General features: G+C 47.6%; 14 protein-coding genes. All 14 read right to left on the bottom strand.

The window, feature by feature from the left end:
* Nucleotides 1–18: 18 nt before the first annotated feature.
* Nucleotides 19–582, bottom strand: a complete 564-nt coding sequence (locus CI595_RS11480) for a chromate transporter (RefSeq protein ID WP_095173406.1) — start codon at nt 580–582, stop codon at nt 19–21.
* On the bottom strand, nt 579–1,130 hold the full coding sequence (locus tag CI595_RS11475) for a chromate transporter (RefSeq protein ID WP_095173405.1): 552 nt from the start codon (nt 1,128–1,130) through the stop codon (nt 579–581). The genes CI595_RS11480 and CI595_RS11475 overlap by 4 nt, the downstream gene beginning before the upstream one ends.
* Before the next feature lie 19 nt (nt 1,131–1,149).
* Entirely contained in the window at nt 1,150–1,728 is a 579-nt protein-coding gene (locus CI595_RS11470; protein ID WP_095173404.1) for a cytidylate kinase-like family protein, read from the bottom strand.
* Between the two features lie 18 nt (nt 1,729–1,746).
* Nucleotides 1,747–2,439, bottom strand: a complete 693-nt coding sequence (locus CI595_RS11465) for an LrgB family protein (RefSeq protein WP_095173403.1) — start codon at nt 2,437–2,439, stop codon at nt 1,747–1,749.
* On the bottom strand, nt 2,420–2,791 hold the full coding sequence (locus CI595_RS11460) for a CidA/LrgA family protein (protein ID WP_095173402.1): 372 nt from the start codon (nt 2,789–2,791) through the stop codon (nt 2,420–2,422). Before CI595_RS11460 ends, CI595_RS11465 begins: the two co-directional genes overlap by 20 nt.
* Nucleotides 2,792–2,867: 76 nt before the next feature.
* Complete coding sequence (locus tag CI595_RS26055) at nt 2,868–3,026, bottom strand: hypothetical protein (RefSeq protein WP_156087468.1); 159 nt, start codon at nt 3,024–3,026, stop codon at nt 2,868–2,870.
* 167 nt (nt 3,027–3,193) lie between these two features.
* Nucleotides 3,194–5,221: a beta-galactosidase gene (locus CI595_RS11455; protein ID WP_095173401.1), complete on the bottom strand. Its 2,028-nt coding sequence runs from the start codon at nt 5,219–5,221 to the stop codon at nt 3,194–3,196.
* Between the two features lie 61 nt (nt 5,222–5,282).
* Nucleotides 5,283–8,309: a beta-galactosidase, LacZ type gene (locus tag CI595_RS11450; RefSeq protein WP_095173400.1), complete on the bottom strand. Its 3,027-nt coding sequence runs from the start codon at nt 8,307–8,309 to the stop codon at nt 5,283–5,285.
* 184 nt (nt 8,310–8,493) lie between these two features.
* Nucleotides 8,494–9,300, bottom strand: a complete 807-nt coding sequence (locus CI595_RS11445; protein ID WP_095173399.1) for a carbohydrate ABC transporter permease — start codon at nt 9,298–9,300, stop codon at nt 8,494–8,496.
* A complete protein-coding gene (locus CI595_RS11440; protein WP_095173398.1) occupies nt 9,297–10,184 on the bottom strand; it encodes a carbohydrate ABC transporter permease in 888 nt (295 codons plus the stop codon). Before CI595_RS11440 ends, CI595_RS11445 begins: the two co-directional genes overlap by 4 nt.
* Nucleotides 10,185–10,335: 151 nt before the next feature.
* On the bottom strand, nt 10,336–11,715 hold the full coding sequence (locus tag CI595_RS11435) for an ABC transporter substrate-binding protein (RefSeq protein WP_095173397.1): 1,380 nt from the start codon (nt 11,713–11,715) through the stop codon (nt 10,336–10,338).
* Between the two features lie 302 nt (nt 11,716–12,017).
* Nucleotides 12,018–12,950: an AraC family transcriptional regulator gene (locus tag CI595_RS11430; RefSeq protein WP_095173396.1), complete on the bottom strand. Its 933-nt coding sequence runs from the start codon at nt 12,948–12,950 to the stop codon at nt 12,018–12,020.
* Nucleotides 12,951–13,205: 255 nt separating this feature from the next.
* Complete coding sequence (locus CI595_RS26050; protein ID WP_156087467.1) at nt 13,206–13,379, bottom strand: hypothetical protein; 174 nt, start codon at nt 13,377–13,379, stop codon at nt 13,206–13,208.
* Nucleotides 13,380–13,436: 57 nt separating this feature from the next.
* Nucleotides 13,437–14,282: a diaminopimelate epimerase gene (gene dapF / locus CI595_RS11425; RefSeq protein ID WP_095173395.1), complete on the bottom strand. Its 846-nt coding sequence runs from the start codon at nt 14,280–14,282 to the stop codon at nt 13,437–13,439.
* Nucleotides 14,283–14,494: the final 212 nt, after the last annotated feature.

The following is a 14,494-nucleotide window of genomic DNA, read 5'->3' as shown; positions in this document are numbered from 1 at the left end:
CTGACCGGACACCACGTATCATAATTGAAACAATATCCCGGCAGCAGCCGCTATCCCAATGTAAGCAGCAGGGTGAAGCTTCCACCTTCTCATTGCCAGAAACACTGCGGCAGCCAGAAGAATGGGCGGAACTCTCAAGATCTGCCCCAGGTCCCCCCCTGCAGCATAAACCTCCACATTCAAAAGCGCAGTCCCTGCAACCCCAAGCCCTGCCGACGCAATGAGTCCCGTGGATGCGGGACGCAGGCCATAGAAAGCATCCTGCACGATCCTGGAATCCTTGAATTTCTGGAGCACTTTACTTATTACTATGATAATCACAATTGACGGGAATATCAATCCCAAAGACCCTAAAACAGCCCCCGGCACTCCCGCAGTGGTAAATCCCACATACGTGGACATATTTACCCCCATGGCTCCGGGAGTGGATTCAGAGACAGCGATCATATCTGCCACATCCTGATAGGTAAACCATCCCGTCTTCTCTGACATGGCATACAAAAAGGGCAGTATGGCAAGCCCTCCTCCCACAGCAAAAAGTCCTGTCTTGGCAAACTCATAGAACAGTCTGAGCAGTATCATACCCTCTCACCTGCCCTTCTCATGCCCTGCCGCAGCAAAATCCCCAGCACACCTGCCCCCACTACAAGGACTGCCGGAGATACCGGAGTAAACATGGACAGCAAAAGCACTGCGGCGCACACCGCCAGGCATTTCAGATCAACTATGGATCTCTTTCCCAGTTTCAGCACTGCATCCAGGATCAATGCACAGACGCAGGCCCGAATCCCGTTAAATGCGTGGCGCACAAAAGCAATATGGGAAAAATTCCGCAGAAACGCCGCGATAACCGTAATGATCACAAGGGATGGAAATACAAATCCAAGCGTCGCCGCAATCCCTCCCAGCACGCCTTTTCTCTTATAACCGATAAATGTGGATGTATTGACCGCAATGATCCCGGGCGTGCACTGGCCTATGGCATAATAATCCATAATCTCCTCCTCCGATGCCCATCCCCGTTTTTCCACCACTTCACGCTGTATAATAGGAAGCATGGCATAACCGCCCCCAAAAGTAACGGCACCCATCCGGGCAAATACCCAGAATAATGATAACAGCTCTTTCATCTCTTCTCCTTCTGCCTGCTTAGATCAATTCCCGGATCTTAAGATATCCAAGTATGGCCTCAACACATCTGTCTGTCCCCAGAATGCTGCTGTCCAGGCATAATTCATAGTCTTCGGCTCTCCCCCATTCCCTGTGCGTATAATATCTGTGAAAGGATGTCCTGGCCTCATCGGTCCGGCTGATCTTCTTTCTGGCACTGTTCCTGGACAGGCCTTCTGTCTCCATCACATACTGAATTCTTTTTTCCATATCCCCATGAATGAAAATACTCACAGCATTCCGGTCTCCCCTGAAGATTTCACTGCCGCACCGGCCAATGAGCACGCAGGGGCCCACACCGCACAATTCCCGGATACGTGCAAAGGGGATCTTTTCTATTTCCCTCTCCGCATTGTTCATGGCAATGGCGTACAGCAGGCTGTCCACAGGCTGTTCCTCATAAAACGCCCTCACTTCTTCGTAATCTCTTCCTCTGGCGATCTTGATAAGTTCTTCTTTATCATAAAAGGTACAGCCAAGCTTCTTGGCAAGCTTTTTTCCTATTGCCTTTCCCTGGCTTCCGTACTGCCTTCCAATGGTGATAATCCCCTTTTCCATCTCTAACGCTCCCTTCTGCTACATAAATCCTGCAAATACTGAGGCACCGATCACAGTCAAAAGACCCGCTACCGCAATAGCCAGACTGCTCATGGCCCCTTCCACCGGACCGAGTTCCATGGCTTTGGCCGTTCCGATGGCATGGGAAGATGCTCCCAGGGACAGACCTTTTGCCACAGGCTCCTGGATACGAAAGATCTTAAATACCACTTCCCCTATCATGTTGCCCAAAATTCCGGTAATAATGATAACTGCCACCGTAATTGTGACAATTCCGCCCAGCTCTTCAGATACCCCCATGCCGATGGCTGTTGTGATGGACTTTGGAAGCAGTGTCACATACTGGGCATGATCCAGTCCGAAAAGCTTTGCCAGCAGAAAGACACTGACAAGGCTGGCAAGCACACCGGATATAAGCCCCGCTGCCACTGCTTTCAGATTCTTCCTTAAAAGTCCCATCTGTTCATACAGGGGCACGGCCAGACAGACTGTGGCCGGAGTCAAGAGGTAACTGATATATTTGCCGCCCTCATAGTAACTGTCGTAATCAATATGCCCCACTGCCAGCACGCCAATCACACAGATCACACCTATCAGCAGCGGATTAAAAACTGCCATCTTAAATTTCCGTTTCAGAAGCAGCCCCACCTCATATCCCAAAAGACTTAAAACTGCTCCCCAGAAAACAGAATCACTCAGCAATGCTTTCATTTTTCTTTCTCCCCTTCCGTATGATCCCCTGGGTCACAAGCCCGGTGACCGCCATGACAAAAACTGTGGTAACGGCAGTGATAACCGCAACCGGAACGAATACAGGCTTCAGCACTCCCCATGCGTTCAGCAGTCCTGCCGCGGCAGGTATGAACATCACAGGCATGATCTCAATCAAAAATCCCGCCGTTTCCCTCACCTGATGTGTTTTTAAGATACCTGTCTGAAGCGCAGCCAGCATCAGGACCAGGCCGTAAACACTGGCAGGCACGGGAAGCGGCAGGATGATATGCAGCCCTTCTCCTAAAAATGATAACAGTAAAATAATACAGAATTGTCTCAGATACTTCATAACTCCTCCTTCTGTCTCTGTGCTTTAAGATCCGTCGGTATGTACTTAAAAAATTATACAGCCTCAGAATAAAAAGTCAATGTGTACCTGCAAATTCCTTTTTCTGCTGCTGCCGGATATACCCCCCCTGCTCTTCTATAAAACCCTCCAAATCCTGCAAAGCCTCTTCGGCCCAGGTATCCGATAATTTCCGCAGCGATGGCAGATAGATATCCCCGGCAAAAAGATCCGTCATTGCAAAATAACGCTCCTTATATCTGTTCCTATTGTTTTCCTTCTTGTCTTTAAAAAAGCGGGCAAAGTGTCAATATGACCTCTTTGTCCGCTTTTTCCGTACTCTCATATTCATTTACTGGCAGCTTTTTAACTGTTTTTTATTATAACATTCCAGACTTTCTATGTCTATTTACTTTTTTTAAGGACCACCATATCAAAACCTTTTACCGTACCGTCATATTCCCCATACCAAACCACAAACGGTCCCTTGGGCAGGCGCACCTCTGTACTTCCCGGATTGAAATTCTGCACGATCAGGTAATACGCATCCTCTGTCTCCCTGGATGTCACTTCAATTCCGGTGGGTATGTGATGGATGTACCGTTTGATCCCGGCCTCTTTTACCAGCTTTCTGTATAACTCGTCGTAAAAGCCCTGCTCAAAATCCGCACACACATAATACGCTTTTCCTTCGCCGTAAGTATTACAGGTCAGGGCAGGCATTTTGGCATAAAAATCTTTTCCGTAGGTCATGAGAACTTCCGCCCCGTTTGTCCTTACCAGGTCACAGAGATGCTCACATGTATATGTCTTTGTCATGTTCAGCGCATTTCCTTCCACCGGAACGCCACAGTTGGTCTCTCCGTCATACAGTCCGTCTATCTCCGTGCTGCGCAGACCGCACACATCCATCAGACCGTGAGGCGTACCACCCAGGAAACAGAGGTCTGTATCATCCACAATACCTGACCAGTATGTGAGGATCAGCTTTCCGCCTGCCTTCACAAAGTTCTGTGCCTTCTCCTCAAATCCGGCTCTGAACATATACAGCATTGGGGCTGCTACGATCTTGTAGCCGTCCAACTCCTGCTCCATGTCAATGACATCCACATCAAGCCCCTGCTTGCGGAAGGCATAGTAAGACTTCTCCACCGCCTCTTTATAATACAGGTTTTTATTTCTCGGACCGGCTGCGTCCTCCATAGCCCAGCGGTTTTCCCAGTCATAGATAACCGCTGCCTGTGAATTGGTACGGCTTCCCGCCATCTCACGCAGGGCATCCAAAGCCGCTCCCACTTCTGTCACTTCACCGAATACTCTGGTGTCATCCCCGCCGTAATGGTCAATGACAGCACCGTGGAATTTCTCGCTGGAGCCTCGGCTCTGGCGGAGCTGGAAATACTGCACACTGTCCGAACCGTGTGCGACGGCCTGGAGGGAAGCTGCCCGCAGCATACCCGGCTTTTTCAGCTTGCTTACACTCTGCCAGTTTGTGGCTGACGGACATGACTCCATGAGAAGGAAGGGTTTTTTCAGGATACTCCTCATGATATCATGCTGCATTCCTGTATCCATAGCCGTATGGGACTCCGGTCCTTTGTGCCATGTGGGATAGTTATCCCATGTGACGATATCCACCACGTCTTGGAATTTATGGTAATTTAAACCTCCGAAGTTGTACATCATGTTGATCATCACCGGAAGGTCTGAGCCGCCGTCCTTCACTGCCTGTGCCTCATGCCGCACAAAATCTACGGTCCTGTCCGTGACAAAACGCTTCCAGTCCAGATTTAATCCGTGTAGGCCTGACTCTCCTCTGGGAGACGGGCTTTCCACCTGGGAAAAATCATTGTAGATATGGCTCCAGAAAGTTGTGGCCCAGGCTTTATTCAGCGCATCAATGGTGCCGTATTTCTCCTTCAGCCACCTGCGGAATTCTTCCTGGCAGAGGGGGCAGTGACACTCGCCGCCGTACTCATTTGAAAGATGCCATCCGATAACACCGGGATGCTTTCCGAATTTTTCAGACAGCGCCATATTCATCTGCCGCACCTTTTCCCTGTATACAGGAGATGTATAGCAGTGGTTATGTCTGCCGCCGAACAGATTTCTGTGCCTGTCAGCCTCCACCCGAAGAACTTCCGGATATTTGTCGCTCATCCATTTTGGACGGGCACCGGACGGAGTTGCCAGGATCGTGGAAATGCCGTTTTCATACAGACGGTCGATCATCTCTTCCATCCATCCGAAGTTGTATTCCCCTTCACGTGGTTCCAGAACTGCCCAGGAGAAAATCCCCAGAGAAACTTCATTGATCTTGGCCTTTTTAAAATACTCTATATCCTTCCTAAGGATGTCCGGGGAATCCAGCCACTGTTCCGGATTGTAGTCTCCCCCGTGGATCATTTTGCCGAAATTTACGTCTTTACCCATATCTGTCCTCCAAGGGGCCGGACTTTAGAAGACCGGCCCTGTTTTAAACTGTTTTGTATTCTTATATCCCTTTAAAGCTAAATGTGAATTCCATTTTTCCTTCTGTGTTCAGAAGATATTCCGGATGGGTCTTGGAACCCCAGCTGTCATCCCCTGCTATTCCCATCTGTTTTGCAGACACTCTGACAACGGTGTAGTGCACATTGGGAAGCTCAAAAGAATGCATGGCATTCTCAATCTCATGAGGTGTATACGGAAGCGCGGAGAATTCCATTTTATCTCCCGTAAACAGCATTCCCCTGCCTTTTCTGTCTGTAACACTGGCCCAGCGGACACCTACCTTATTACCGCATTCCTGGGGAACCAGATACTCTGCCATATTGTCCGCCACTTTGTTACTGTAAATACCGAGCTTCGCGCCCTGGCAGCGGTCAACATAGGTCTCCTCCGGTCCCATGCCGTACCATGTCACATGGTCATGATCCGCATCAAATTTGAACATGACACCAAATTCCGGCATATCACCCAGTTCCTTCACCGGATCATAAGTAAGTGTGGTCTCAATGGTCCCGTCACCAAACACCTTATAAGTAAGGCTGCACTCCGCAGAAGGAAGGGACGGCATAAAATAGGTGTAAGTAATCACCGCGCAGTCATCCAAAACTTCCAGTTTCGGTATGCGGTATCCACCCTGAGGATCTTTGTGGTTCAAATACATGCTTGCCAGTTTCCACTGCCCGTAGCGCATGGGCATCAGATTGCCGCAGTCATTATCTGTAGGCGCTCTCCAGAAGTTTGGTTTTGGGATGGCCTTGATCATTTCCACACCGCCGTACACATATGAAACAAGTCCGCCGTTCAGATAGGAGAAGAGAACACGGAAACCATCGCCATGGATCCCAATATTATGTACACTCTTTACGATCTCCATCTTTCCTTTATGCGATACAGCAGGTCCCTCTGTCTGATACACCCCTTGTCCGAAGGCAACCTCGTGTCCTCTCTTTGCCCACAGGGTATCCTCTTTCAGGCGGAAGGAAACCGTGACCGCATACTCTCCCGGCAAAGTCTGAACACGGACCGGCAGTTCATACACATCCTCAGAAAGAGGCGCCGTGTGTGTTTCCAGACAGGATTCTGTTATCAGGTGCCCATTCTTTTCCACCGATACGACGCAGTCAAAGCTGTCTGTATTCACAAACAGATTTTTGTTGATCACCCGCACCTTGTCCTTCTCCACCACTGCCGTGATATTCTGGTAATTGAATTTTACTTCCTGCATCTTTGGTGAAGGTTCCCGGTCTCCGCCGTAGGCAATACCGTTGCCGCTGAAGTTATAATCACAGGGACGGTCATCAAAGTCTCCGCCATAAGCCAAAAACTCTTTTCCGTAACGGTCTTTTTTATAAATGGACTGGTCAATGTAATCCCAGATAAATCCGCCCTGATATAAAGGTTCCGTATCCGTCAGATCCGTGTATTTATGCATAGCACCGCAGGAATTGCCCATGGCATGGGTATATTCACAGCAGATAAAAGGTTTGCTCCTGTCTTTCTCCAGGAAGGCCTTGATACTTTCCACAGAAGGATACATCTGGCTTTCCATATCGCTGGACCCGTTATATCTGCGGTCCCAGAACACACCTTCATAGTGTACCAGCCTTGTGGGATCCTCCCTGCGGTAGAACTCTGACATCTCATAGATATCTTTTCCGCCGAAGGATTCGTTGCCGCAGGACCAGATAAGAATTGCCGGATGGTTTTTGTCCCTCTGATACATGGAATTTACACGGTCCAGCATCATGTCCAGCCATTCGGGATGGTCACAGGGCACTACCTTATTGAGGTCAGGCGCCTTTTTCTCTGCCTGGGAATCCCAGGAGCCGTGGGACTCCAGATTGTTCTCCGCGATCATGTAAAGTCCGTATTCGTCACATAGATCATAGATATCTGAGCCGTCCGGGTAATGGCAGGTGCGGACGGCATTGATATTGTTCCTCTTCATGGTCACAATATCCTTTATCAGCTCTTCCCTTGATACATGGCGGCCGCTTACTGAGCTGAATTCATGGCGGTTCACCCCTTTGAACACCACTCTTTTACCGTTCAGCATCATGATATTGTCTTTCATCTCAAATCTTCGGAAACCTACTCTGTAGGGAATCACCTCTGTTACGTTTCCTTCTTTGTCCATGATCTGGAAAAGCAGGTCATAAAGCACCGGCTCTTCTGCGCTCCAAAGTTCCGGGTTTTCCACTTTCATCACCAGTTCTGTCTCGCCGCCCAGCGCACATTCCTCTGTCATCCATGTCTGATCGTCCTTGGAGAGGGTGATCTTCGCTTTCCCTTCCGCCGTAGATTTCAACACGATCTCTAAATCTGCCTTTGTGAATGTATCATCCAGCAGTGTACGGATCCTCATATCCTCCACATGCACCTCCGGTATGGCATACAGATATACATCCCTGTAGATACCGGAAAAACGGAAGAAATCCTGGTCCTCGCACCAACTGCTGCTGGTAAATTTGAAAACCTGGGCCGCCAGTTTATTTTCCCCTTCCCTGAGATAGGGGGTCAGCTCAAATTCGGATGGGGTAAAGGTGTCTTCACTGTATCCCACATAACTGCCGTTCAGCCAGACTGCAATGCTGCTTTCCGCACCCTGGAAAGAGATGAAAACACGTTTGCCTTTCATATTTTCCGGCACTTCAAAATATTTCACATAACTTGCCACAGGGTTAAACCGTGTTGGGATCTCCCCGGGTTCCAACTCCTCCCAGCCCTCCCAGGGATACTGCACATTGGCATACTGGGGGCAGTCATATCCCTCCATCTGGATATGGGCCGGCACGCGGATGTCATCCCAGGACCTGCAGCAGTAATCCATGGACGCAAACCCTGGAACCGTGCTGCGGTAATTATTGGCATAGTGGAATTTCCACAGACCGTTCAGGCTATACCTGAAATTGTCCTGCTTCTGCTCCATTTCCTCCATGGAACCATAATATCTGTGGTCCGAATGGGCATTGACCCTGTTTTCCCGGAACCAGGTGGGGTCTTTCACTTTCTCGTACTGAAATGTTTTCATGTTTACCTCCTGTTTATGGACGGCAGATAGATGTACGCCTTTCACCTGCCGTATGATTAAAAATCAGGCGGATATCTCATGTTAATAAAATATCCGCCTGTATAGTACATATTTTGTAACTGTGAAGATCACCAACAGTCACCCTATTTTCAACAGCCCGGCTGCACCGGCTACTGCCTCTTTTTTATTTAACAGCACCTGTGATACCTTCTGCAAAGCTCTTCTGCAGACAGAAGAATACAATTGCGGTAGGCAATGTACAGATCAGAACACCCAGCATCAGCATACCGTAATCAACGGTATAGCCGCCCAACAGGTTGGCTACCAGCATAGGCATGGTAATGGAATCGTCTGTCTGTAAGATTACCTTTGGCCACAGGTAGTTATTCCATGCATTCATGAAAGTGATGGTCATGGCTGCCGCATACGTGGAACGCATGGTCGGGAAGAACATACGGAAAAAGATTCCGGTTTCGCTCAAACCATCAAGGCGGGCCGCCTCAATAATATCATGCGGGAACGAACGGGCACTTTGCCTGAACAACATGATCAAAAACGGGGTCGAGATGGTAGGAAGCATGAATGCTGCCATACTGTTGACCATTTTTAAAGTGGAAAACATCTTGAACAAAGGGATCATGATAGCTGCGAAAGGAATCATCATAGCTGTCAGAAGGAGTGTCATTACAACATCCTTGCCTTTGTCATGATAGATCTCAAAACCGTATCCTGCAATAGAACATACCAGAAGGGCCAGAGCGGTGAGAATAACCGCATTTCTGAAGGAGTTCCACATAGCTCTTGCCAAATCCTGGTTCGCCAGCAGGGCCTTGAAATTGGATACTATATATCCGCCGGGGATCAGCTTGCCCGCAACTACATCTGTACTTTTGTTTGTTGCTCCGCAGAACATGTAGTACAACGGAAATACAGAGAACAGTGAAACGATCGTCAGGAATACATACTGAAATATTTTTTGGCCTTTATTCATCGCTCATCACCTACTTTCATCTGGATAACTGCCAGAATTGCAACCATGATCAGTACAATGATAGACATTGCAGCCGCATAGCCGAAATTCGGGCTCTGTACAAAGGATGTATTGTATATGTAGTGGGACAGAGTCATGGTTGATTTACCCGGTCCGCCGTTGGTCAGGTTCAGGGACTCATCAAACAACTGCAGGGTTCCGTTTGTGGACATGATGGTTGTCAGAAGAATCGTTGGTTTTAAAAGCGGTACTGTAATCTTGAAGAAAGACTGGATCGGTGAAGCGCCGTCAATCTTAGCAGCCTCATAAACAGAGTACTCAATGTTCTGCAGGCCTGACAGATAGAACACCATATTGTATCCTGTCCATCTCCAGATCAGCGCGATGATGATAACCGCTCTGGCTGTCCATGCATTGGCAAACCACATGATGGGGTCTGCTCCCATTCCTCTTAAAACGGTATTGATAAAGCCATCGTTGGCAAACATGGAACGGAAGATCATAGCATAGGATACAAGGGACGTTGCACAGGGAAGGAAAATCGCTGTACGGAACAATCCTTTGAACCGCAGATGCTTGTTGTTCAGCATGGAAGCCAGTGCCAATGCAAGTACCAGCATAACCGGCACCTGAATGATCAGATAGAAAAATGTGTTGAACAGACACTGTTTAAATGTAGGGTCTTTCAGAATACGAAGGTAGTTCGCAGCTCCTCCGAAGGTTAAATTAATACCGATACCTGTCTGCAGAGACATAACGAAAGCTTTGATCATAGGATAAAAACTCATCCAGCAGATCAATGCTGTAGCCGGGATCAGGAATATCCAGCCGGTCACATTATGTTTCTTTTCCAGAGACATCCCTTTTTTATTAGGACCACTCATAAATATGCACCCTCCTTTTTAGAATTTAGTTGTAAGCAGATGCGCTTCCCGTACTGCCGCATCCGATTAAAAAGGTCCGCCGCCGCCTTTGATAAGCAGCAGCAGACCTTTCATTTCTAAGAAATCAAAACCAATCAGGGTCTGTTATTTATCAGCCGCCCATTGTGAAGTCTACAGTATCCTGTGCTTCCTGAAGTGCGGTTCCGATATCTGTACCCTGCTGTGTGATCTGGGAAAGTGCAACACCGATAGCATCACGAGCGTCATAGTAGAACGGTCCGGTAATGTTGGAAGGTGTCTTGGTAGCAAAATCTACGATCTTAGCATAAACTTTGTCATTTCCGAAGAACGGAACTTCCTGATTGTAAACATCAGATTCACCAGCCGGTGCCCATGTTGCCAGAGCGCCTTTGGAGATCAGGTCATCATAGAATTCTGTGCTTCCGCCGAATGTGGATTTCAGGAAATCTACAGCCAGGTCTGGTTTTTTACAGTTGGATGTAACTGCCCATGAGGAACCGCCGTTGTTGGAGTAGTTGCTTGCATCGCCAACACCTTCCATCTTAGGCAGGTTTGTGATAGCCCAGTTTCCGGACTGATCTTCCTGTGCTGTAATGGTAGCCATGATCCAGCATCCATTGATAACGCCTGCAACAGTTCCGTTGTTGATAGAAGCTACATACTGATCCCAGTCTGTTACTTCTACTAATGTGCCGTCTTTTACCATCTGAGAATAAATCTCTACAGCTTTCTTAACAGCTTCATTGTCAACAACATTTGCTTTTCCGTCTTCTGTGAAGCAGGAAGCTCCCACAGACTGGATCATCATCATAATAAGGTCCGTAGCACCTGCCTGCTGTGTCAGCAGAGGCTGTCCTGTTTTTTCTTTGACAACTTTAGCTTTCTCCATAAAATCATCCCATGTGATATCTGTGAAGTCAGCTACTGTATATCCGGCCTGCTCCAGAAGGTCTGTTCTGTAAGCGCCGATGGCAGCACCGTTATCAAACGGAACGCCGTAGTTCTTGCCATCTAAAGAGGAATAAGCTACTTTAGCTTCTGAGAACTCTGTAAAGTCAATACCCTTGTCCGTCAGGTCAACGAAAATATCCGGGTAGTTGGTAGCATATTTCTGGAAAGAGTTATCCTGCATCAGGAAGATGTCAGGTAAGGTACTTAAATCGCCTGCTGACATAGCTGTTGTCAGTTTTGTCTCAATATCATCTGACTGGATCTCAGTAACTTTTACATTAAATCCGTCATGGTCTTTTGCGTAGATCTCAGCAGCTTTGTTGATGGCGTAGATGTTGAAGTTCGGGTCCCAGCACCATACAGTCAATGTATTGTCATCATCTGTAGCTGCTACAGCGTCACCTGCCGCATCATCTTTCTTAGTGTCATCTGTTCCGGTGGTTTCTTCTTTTTTTGTATCACCGCCGTCTGTGGTTCCGCTTCCGCTGTCGCCTCCGCAGGCTGCAAGTGAAACAACCATCATAGAAGCCAGCATAGCTGCAACAATTTTTTTTCTCATAACACAAATACCTCCCTTTAATTATTAAGCCTTAAACTCATGAATGTACATACGGTCCTATTATTCGACAGATTGTTTGTGTAATATGACCACATTTCCGTTTTTTCACGGTCCAGCATATATGTATATTACATCATCTCGCCGCGTATGTCAATATTTCATTTGTCTAATTTGTACATTTTTTATTACTGCTCACAGTCCACTGTCCCGCGAGGTGTTTTGCGCAGCAAAATCCCGAGTTAGCCAGCAGTGAACAGTAACCATTTTCTGTTTTCCTGTTTATTTACCCGTTTCCGGGGGCCTTACCAGCCTTTTAACACCGATACATTATAGTTGGAAGGGTTGTCTTCTTTTCCCCTTGCCGTGCTCCTCCACTGATGCGGAGCAGTCCCCACAATCTTCTTGAAGTTACGGATGAATGTGGCTGATGCCTGGAAACCAACCTTAACGGCAATGTCCTCCAGACGCTCGTCTGATTTCGCAAGAAATTCACAGGCCCGTTCAATCCGTACCAGATTCACATATTCTGCCGGAGACGTATTCATAAATTCTGTGAACACCCTCCTGAAATGTGTCTCGCTCATATGGCATATCTGTGCCAGCTGTCCTACCTTGATCTCTTCCTGATAATGCTTTTCTATGTAGTCCAGAACCGCCAAAATACTGTTCAGACTTCCGTCATCTATGATCTTGGCCTCCGGCATACTATCCACCGGATTCATTCTGGCGATCTTGAGAAGCAATGTGAGCAGGCATCCCTGCACGCTCTCCAGATAAAACTCTTCCCTGTTCCGCATTTCATTCAGAATGACACGGACAAGCGCCTCGATCTCCGGTGCCTCTTCCCTGCTGGTCAGAAACATACGGCTGTGAAGCCGCTCCAGCACCGTATTTGCATACACAGGTTTTTCCGCGTATACGGTCTTTAAAAAACGCTCCGTGTCTATAAAAAGATACTCCCAGCTGTCAAAGACTTCGTCCCTTCCCGTTGTGTGATGGGGAAAATTCTTGGGGATGACCGTAACAGTTCCCTCCCCATATTTGACGTCCTCTTTTCCCAGGTGCATAACACCCTCGCCATAACAGCAGTAGCCTATCTCCATATAGTTATGGAAATGCATAGGATCACTTCCATACCTCGTTACCCAGCGTTCCCCCATAAGTGCGATCAGAGGCACACGCTGCGGAATCTCATAATACCGGAATTCTACATATTCTTTTTCTCTCTTCTTCATCTGTAAGCCCTCGTTTCCATCCTAAACTAATACCTTATTCTTTAGCTTATCATAGCTTCTTGGGCTTCGTCAAATTATTAAGGCTTGTTGAAGAAAAACGTACAACCTCGGTCATTACAGACTCTCTCAGACTTTTCTTATAAGAAATTCCCCCTTGTCCAGGATTTTTCTCCGATTCCTATTGTCAATCGGCCTAATCGCCTCGGCTTTTATCCCTCGGTTTTCATCAATTATACCATCATATCCACGGTTATTTTACTCATAATCGATTCGTTTTTTTGCATTTTCAATCATTTTAGCAACTTTTGTTTCGGGTTTTTGTATCAAATGCCAGGTTTTTTGTAAACCCAGCCAGCAAAAAATGACCAAAGCAGAAGAAAAACCGGCAGTTTTACAGAACTGCACCCTCCATACTCTTCTCTGCCGCATAAAAAGGCTCCCGCACAGCCTGCTCACTGCCGCGGAAGCCTTTTAAAGCCTTTCCCCCTACGGCTCGAACCGCAGGAAATCTTCTGTCATTTCAATCCGGCACACACTCTGCACACTGCCGGTCATCTTTACCCGCCAGTCCTCGTCAATCTGGATCCAGAGCTTACCGCCGGGCATGTGCACCATCACATCCGAATCAGCCAAACCCAGGCGGAAAGCCACTCCCGCTGCGGCACAGCTGCTGGTGCCGGAAGCCAGGGTATATCCCACACCCCGCTCGAATATCTCTATCTGAATGTTATTTTTATCAAGGACTTTCATGATCTGTGTATTGACCCGGTCCTCAAAATATTCGGAGCGCTCTGAAAAGGCACCTATTTTACAGACCTTTTCCCTGGAGATCTCCGCCATGGGGATCACACAGTGTGTATTTCCCATGGAAACACAGGAACAGTCATATGAACTTTGTCCGAATACCATCTTCTCTCCCAACGCTTCCCGTGGCTCACCCACAAGTCCTGCTTCTTTGCTGGAAAAGGACAGCTTCCCCATATCCGCCTGGATCCTCGTTCCGTCCGCATTGAGAAAACGCACCTGCACTTTTCCGCCTTTTGTCCTGATATTCAGCCGCTCGCTGAGTGTGTACCCTGCGTCCTTTAAATACTTGGCAAATATACGGATGCCGTTTCCCGCTCTCTTCGCTTCGCTTCCGTCCGGATTAAAAACACGTACAACAAATTCTCCGTCTTCTATATAAGGACCGGCCAGGATGCCGTCTGAGCCTACTCCGAAATTCCTGTCACAGATTTTCCGGATCATTTCTCCGTCCAGTTCCTCTGTATTCTTCTGACAGTCATATACCAGATAATCATTTCCTATTCCGTGATATTTTTCAAATTTCACTGCTCTCTTTCCTTTCCTGTTATGATGCGCCTTCCAATTCCGGCGTATCCCATCATATGCTATCCATGTTTTAGTTTACGGTTCACAGACCGCTGTTGTGCCAGGTACTTCTCTCCGCTTCTTTATCTCTATCTAGTTTATCAGACACTTTTATGTTATAATATAAGCATCGTGTTAAAAACATTGCAAAATATGCTGAAACTATAACGGTC

Source organism: Blautia hominis, assembly GCA_002270465.1.
In the GTDB taxonomy this organism is placed as follows: domain Bacteria; phylum Bacillota; class Clostridia; order Lachnospirales; family Lachnospiraceae; genus Blautia; species Blautia hominis.
This window is presented reverse-complemented; position numbering and strand designations above follow the sequence as displayed.

Bases quoted from the DNA above. Each gene is read 5' to 3' on its own strand.
- CI595_RS11460 (WP_095173402.1), bottom strand. From the start codon at position 2,791: ATGAAGTATCTGAGACAATTCTGTATTATTTTACTGTTATCATTTTTA.
- CI595_RS11455 (WP_095173401.1), bottom strand. From the start codon at position 5,221: ATGGGTAAAGACGTAAATTTCGGCAAAATGATCCACGGGGGAGACTAC.
- CI595_RS11475 (WP_095173405.1), bottom strand. From the start codon at position 1,130: ATGAAAGAGCTGTTATCATTATTCTGGGTATTTGCCCGGATGGGTGCC.
- CI595_RS11440 (WP_095173398.1), bottom strand. From the start codon at position 10,184: ATGAGTGGTCCTAATAAAAAAGGGATGTCTCTGGAAAAGAAACATAAT.
- CI595_RS11430 (WP_095173396.1), bottom strand. From the start codon at position 12,950: ATGAAGAAGAGAGAAAAAGAATATGTAGAATTCCGGTATTATGAGATT.
- CI595_RS11470 (WP_095173404.1), bottom strand. From the start codon at position 1,728: ATGGAAAAGGGGATTATCACCATTGGAAGGCAGTACGGAAGCCAGGGA.
- CI595_RS26055 (WP_156087468.1), bottom strand. From the start codon at position 3,026: ATGACGGATCTTTTTGCCGGGGATATCTATCTGCCATCGCTGCGGAAA.
- CI595_RS11480 (WP_095173406.1), bottom strand. From the start codon at position 582: ATGATACTGCTCAGACTGTTCTATGAGTTTGCCAAGACAGGACTTTTT.
- CI595_RS11445 (WP_095173399.1), bottom strand. From the start codon at position 9,300: ATGAATAAAGGCCAAAAAATATTTCAGTATGTATTCCTGACGATCGTT.
- CI595_RS26050 (WP_156087467.1), bottom strand. From the start codon at position 13,379: ATGCGGCAGAGAAGAGTATGGAGGGTGCAGTTCTGTAAAACTGCCGGT.
- CI595_RS11435 (WP_095173397.1), bottom strand. From the start codon at position 11,715: ATGAGAAAAAAAATTGTTGCAGCTATGCTGGCTTCTATGATGGTTGTT.
- CI595_RS11450 (WP_095173400.1), bottom strand. From the start codon at position 8,309: ATGAAAACATTTCAGTACGAGAAAGTGAAAGACCCCACCTGGTTCCGG.
- CI595_RS11465 (WP_095173403.1), bottom strand. From the start codon at position 2,439: ATGAAAGCATTGCTGAGTGATTCTGTTTTCTGGGGAGCAGTTTTAAGT.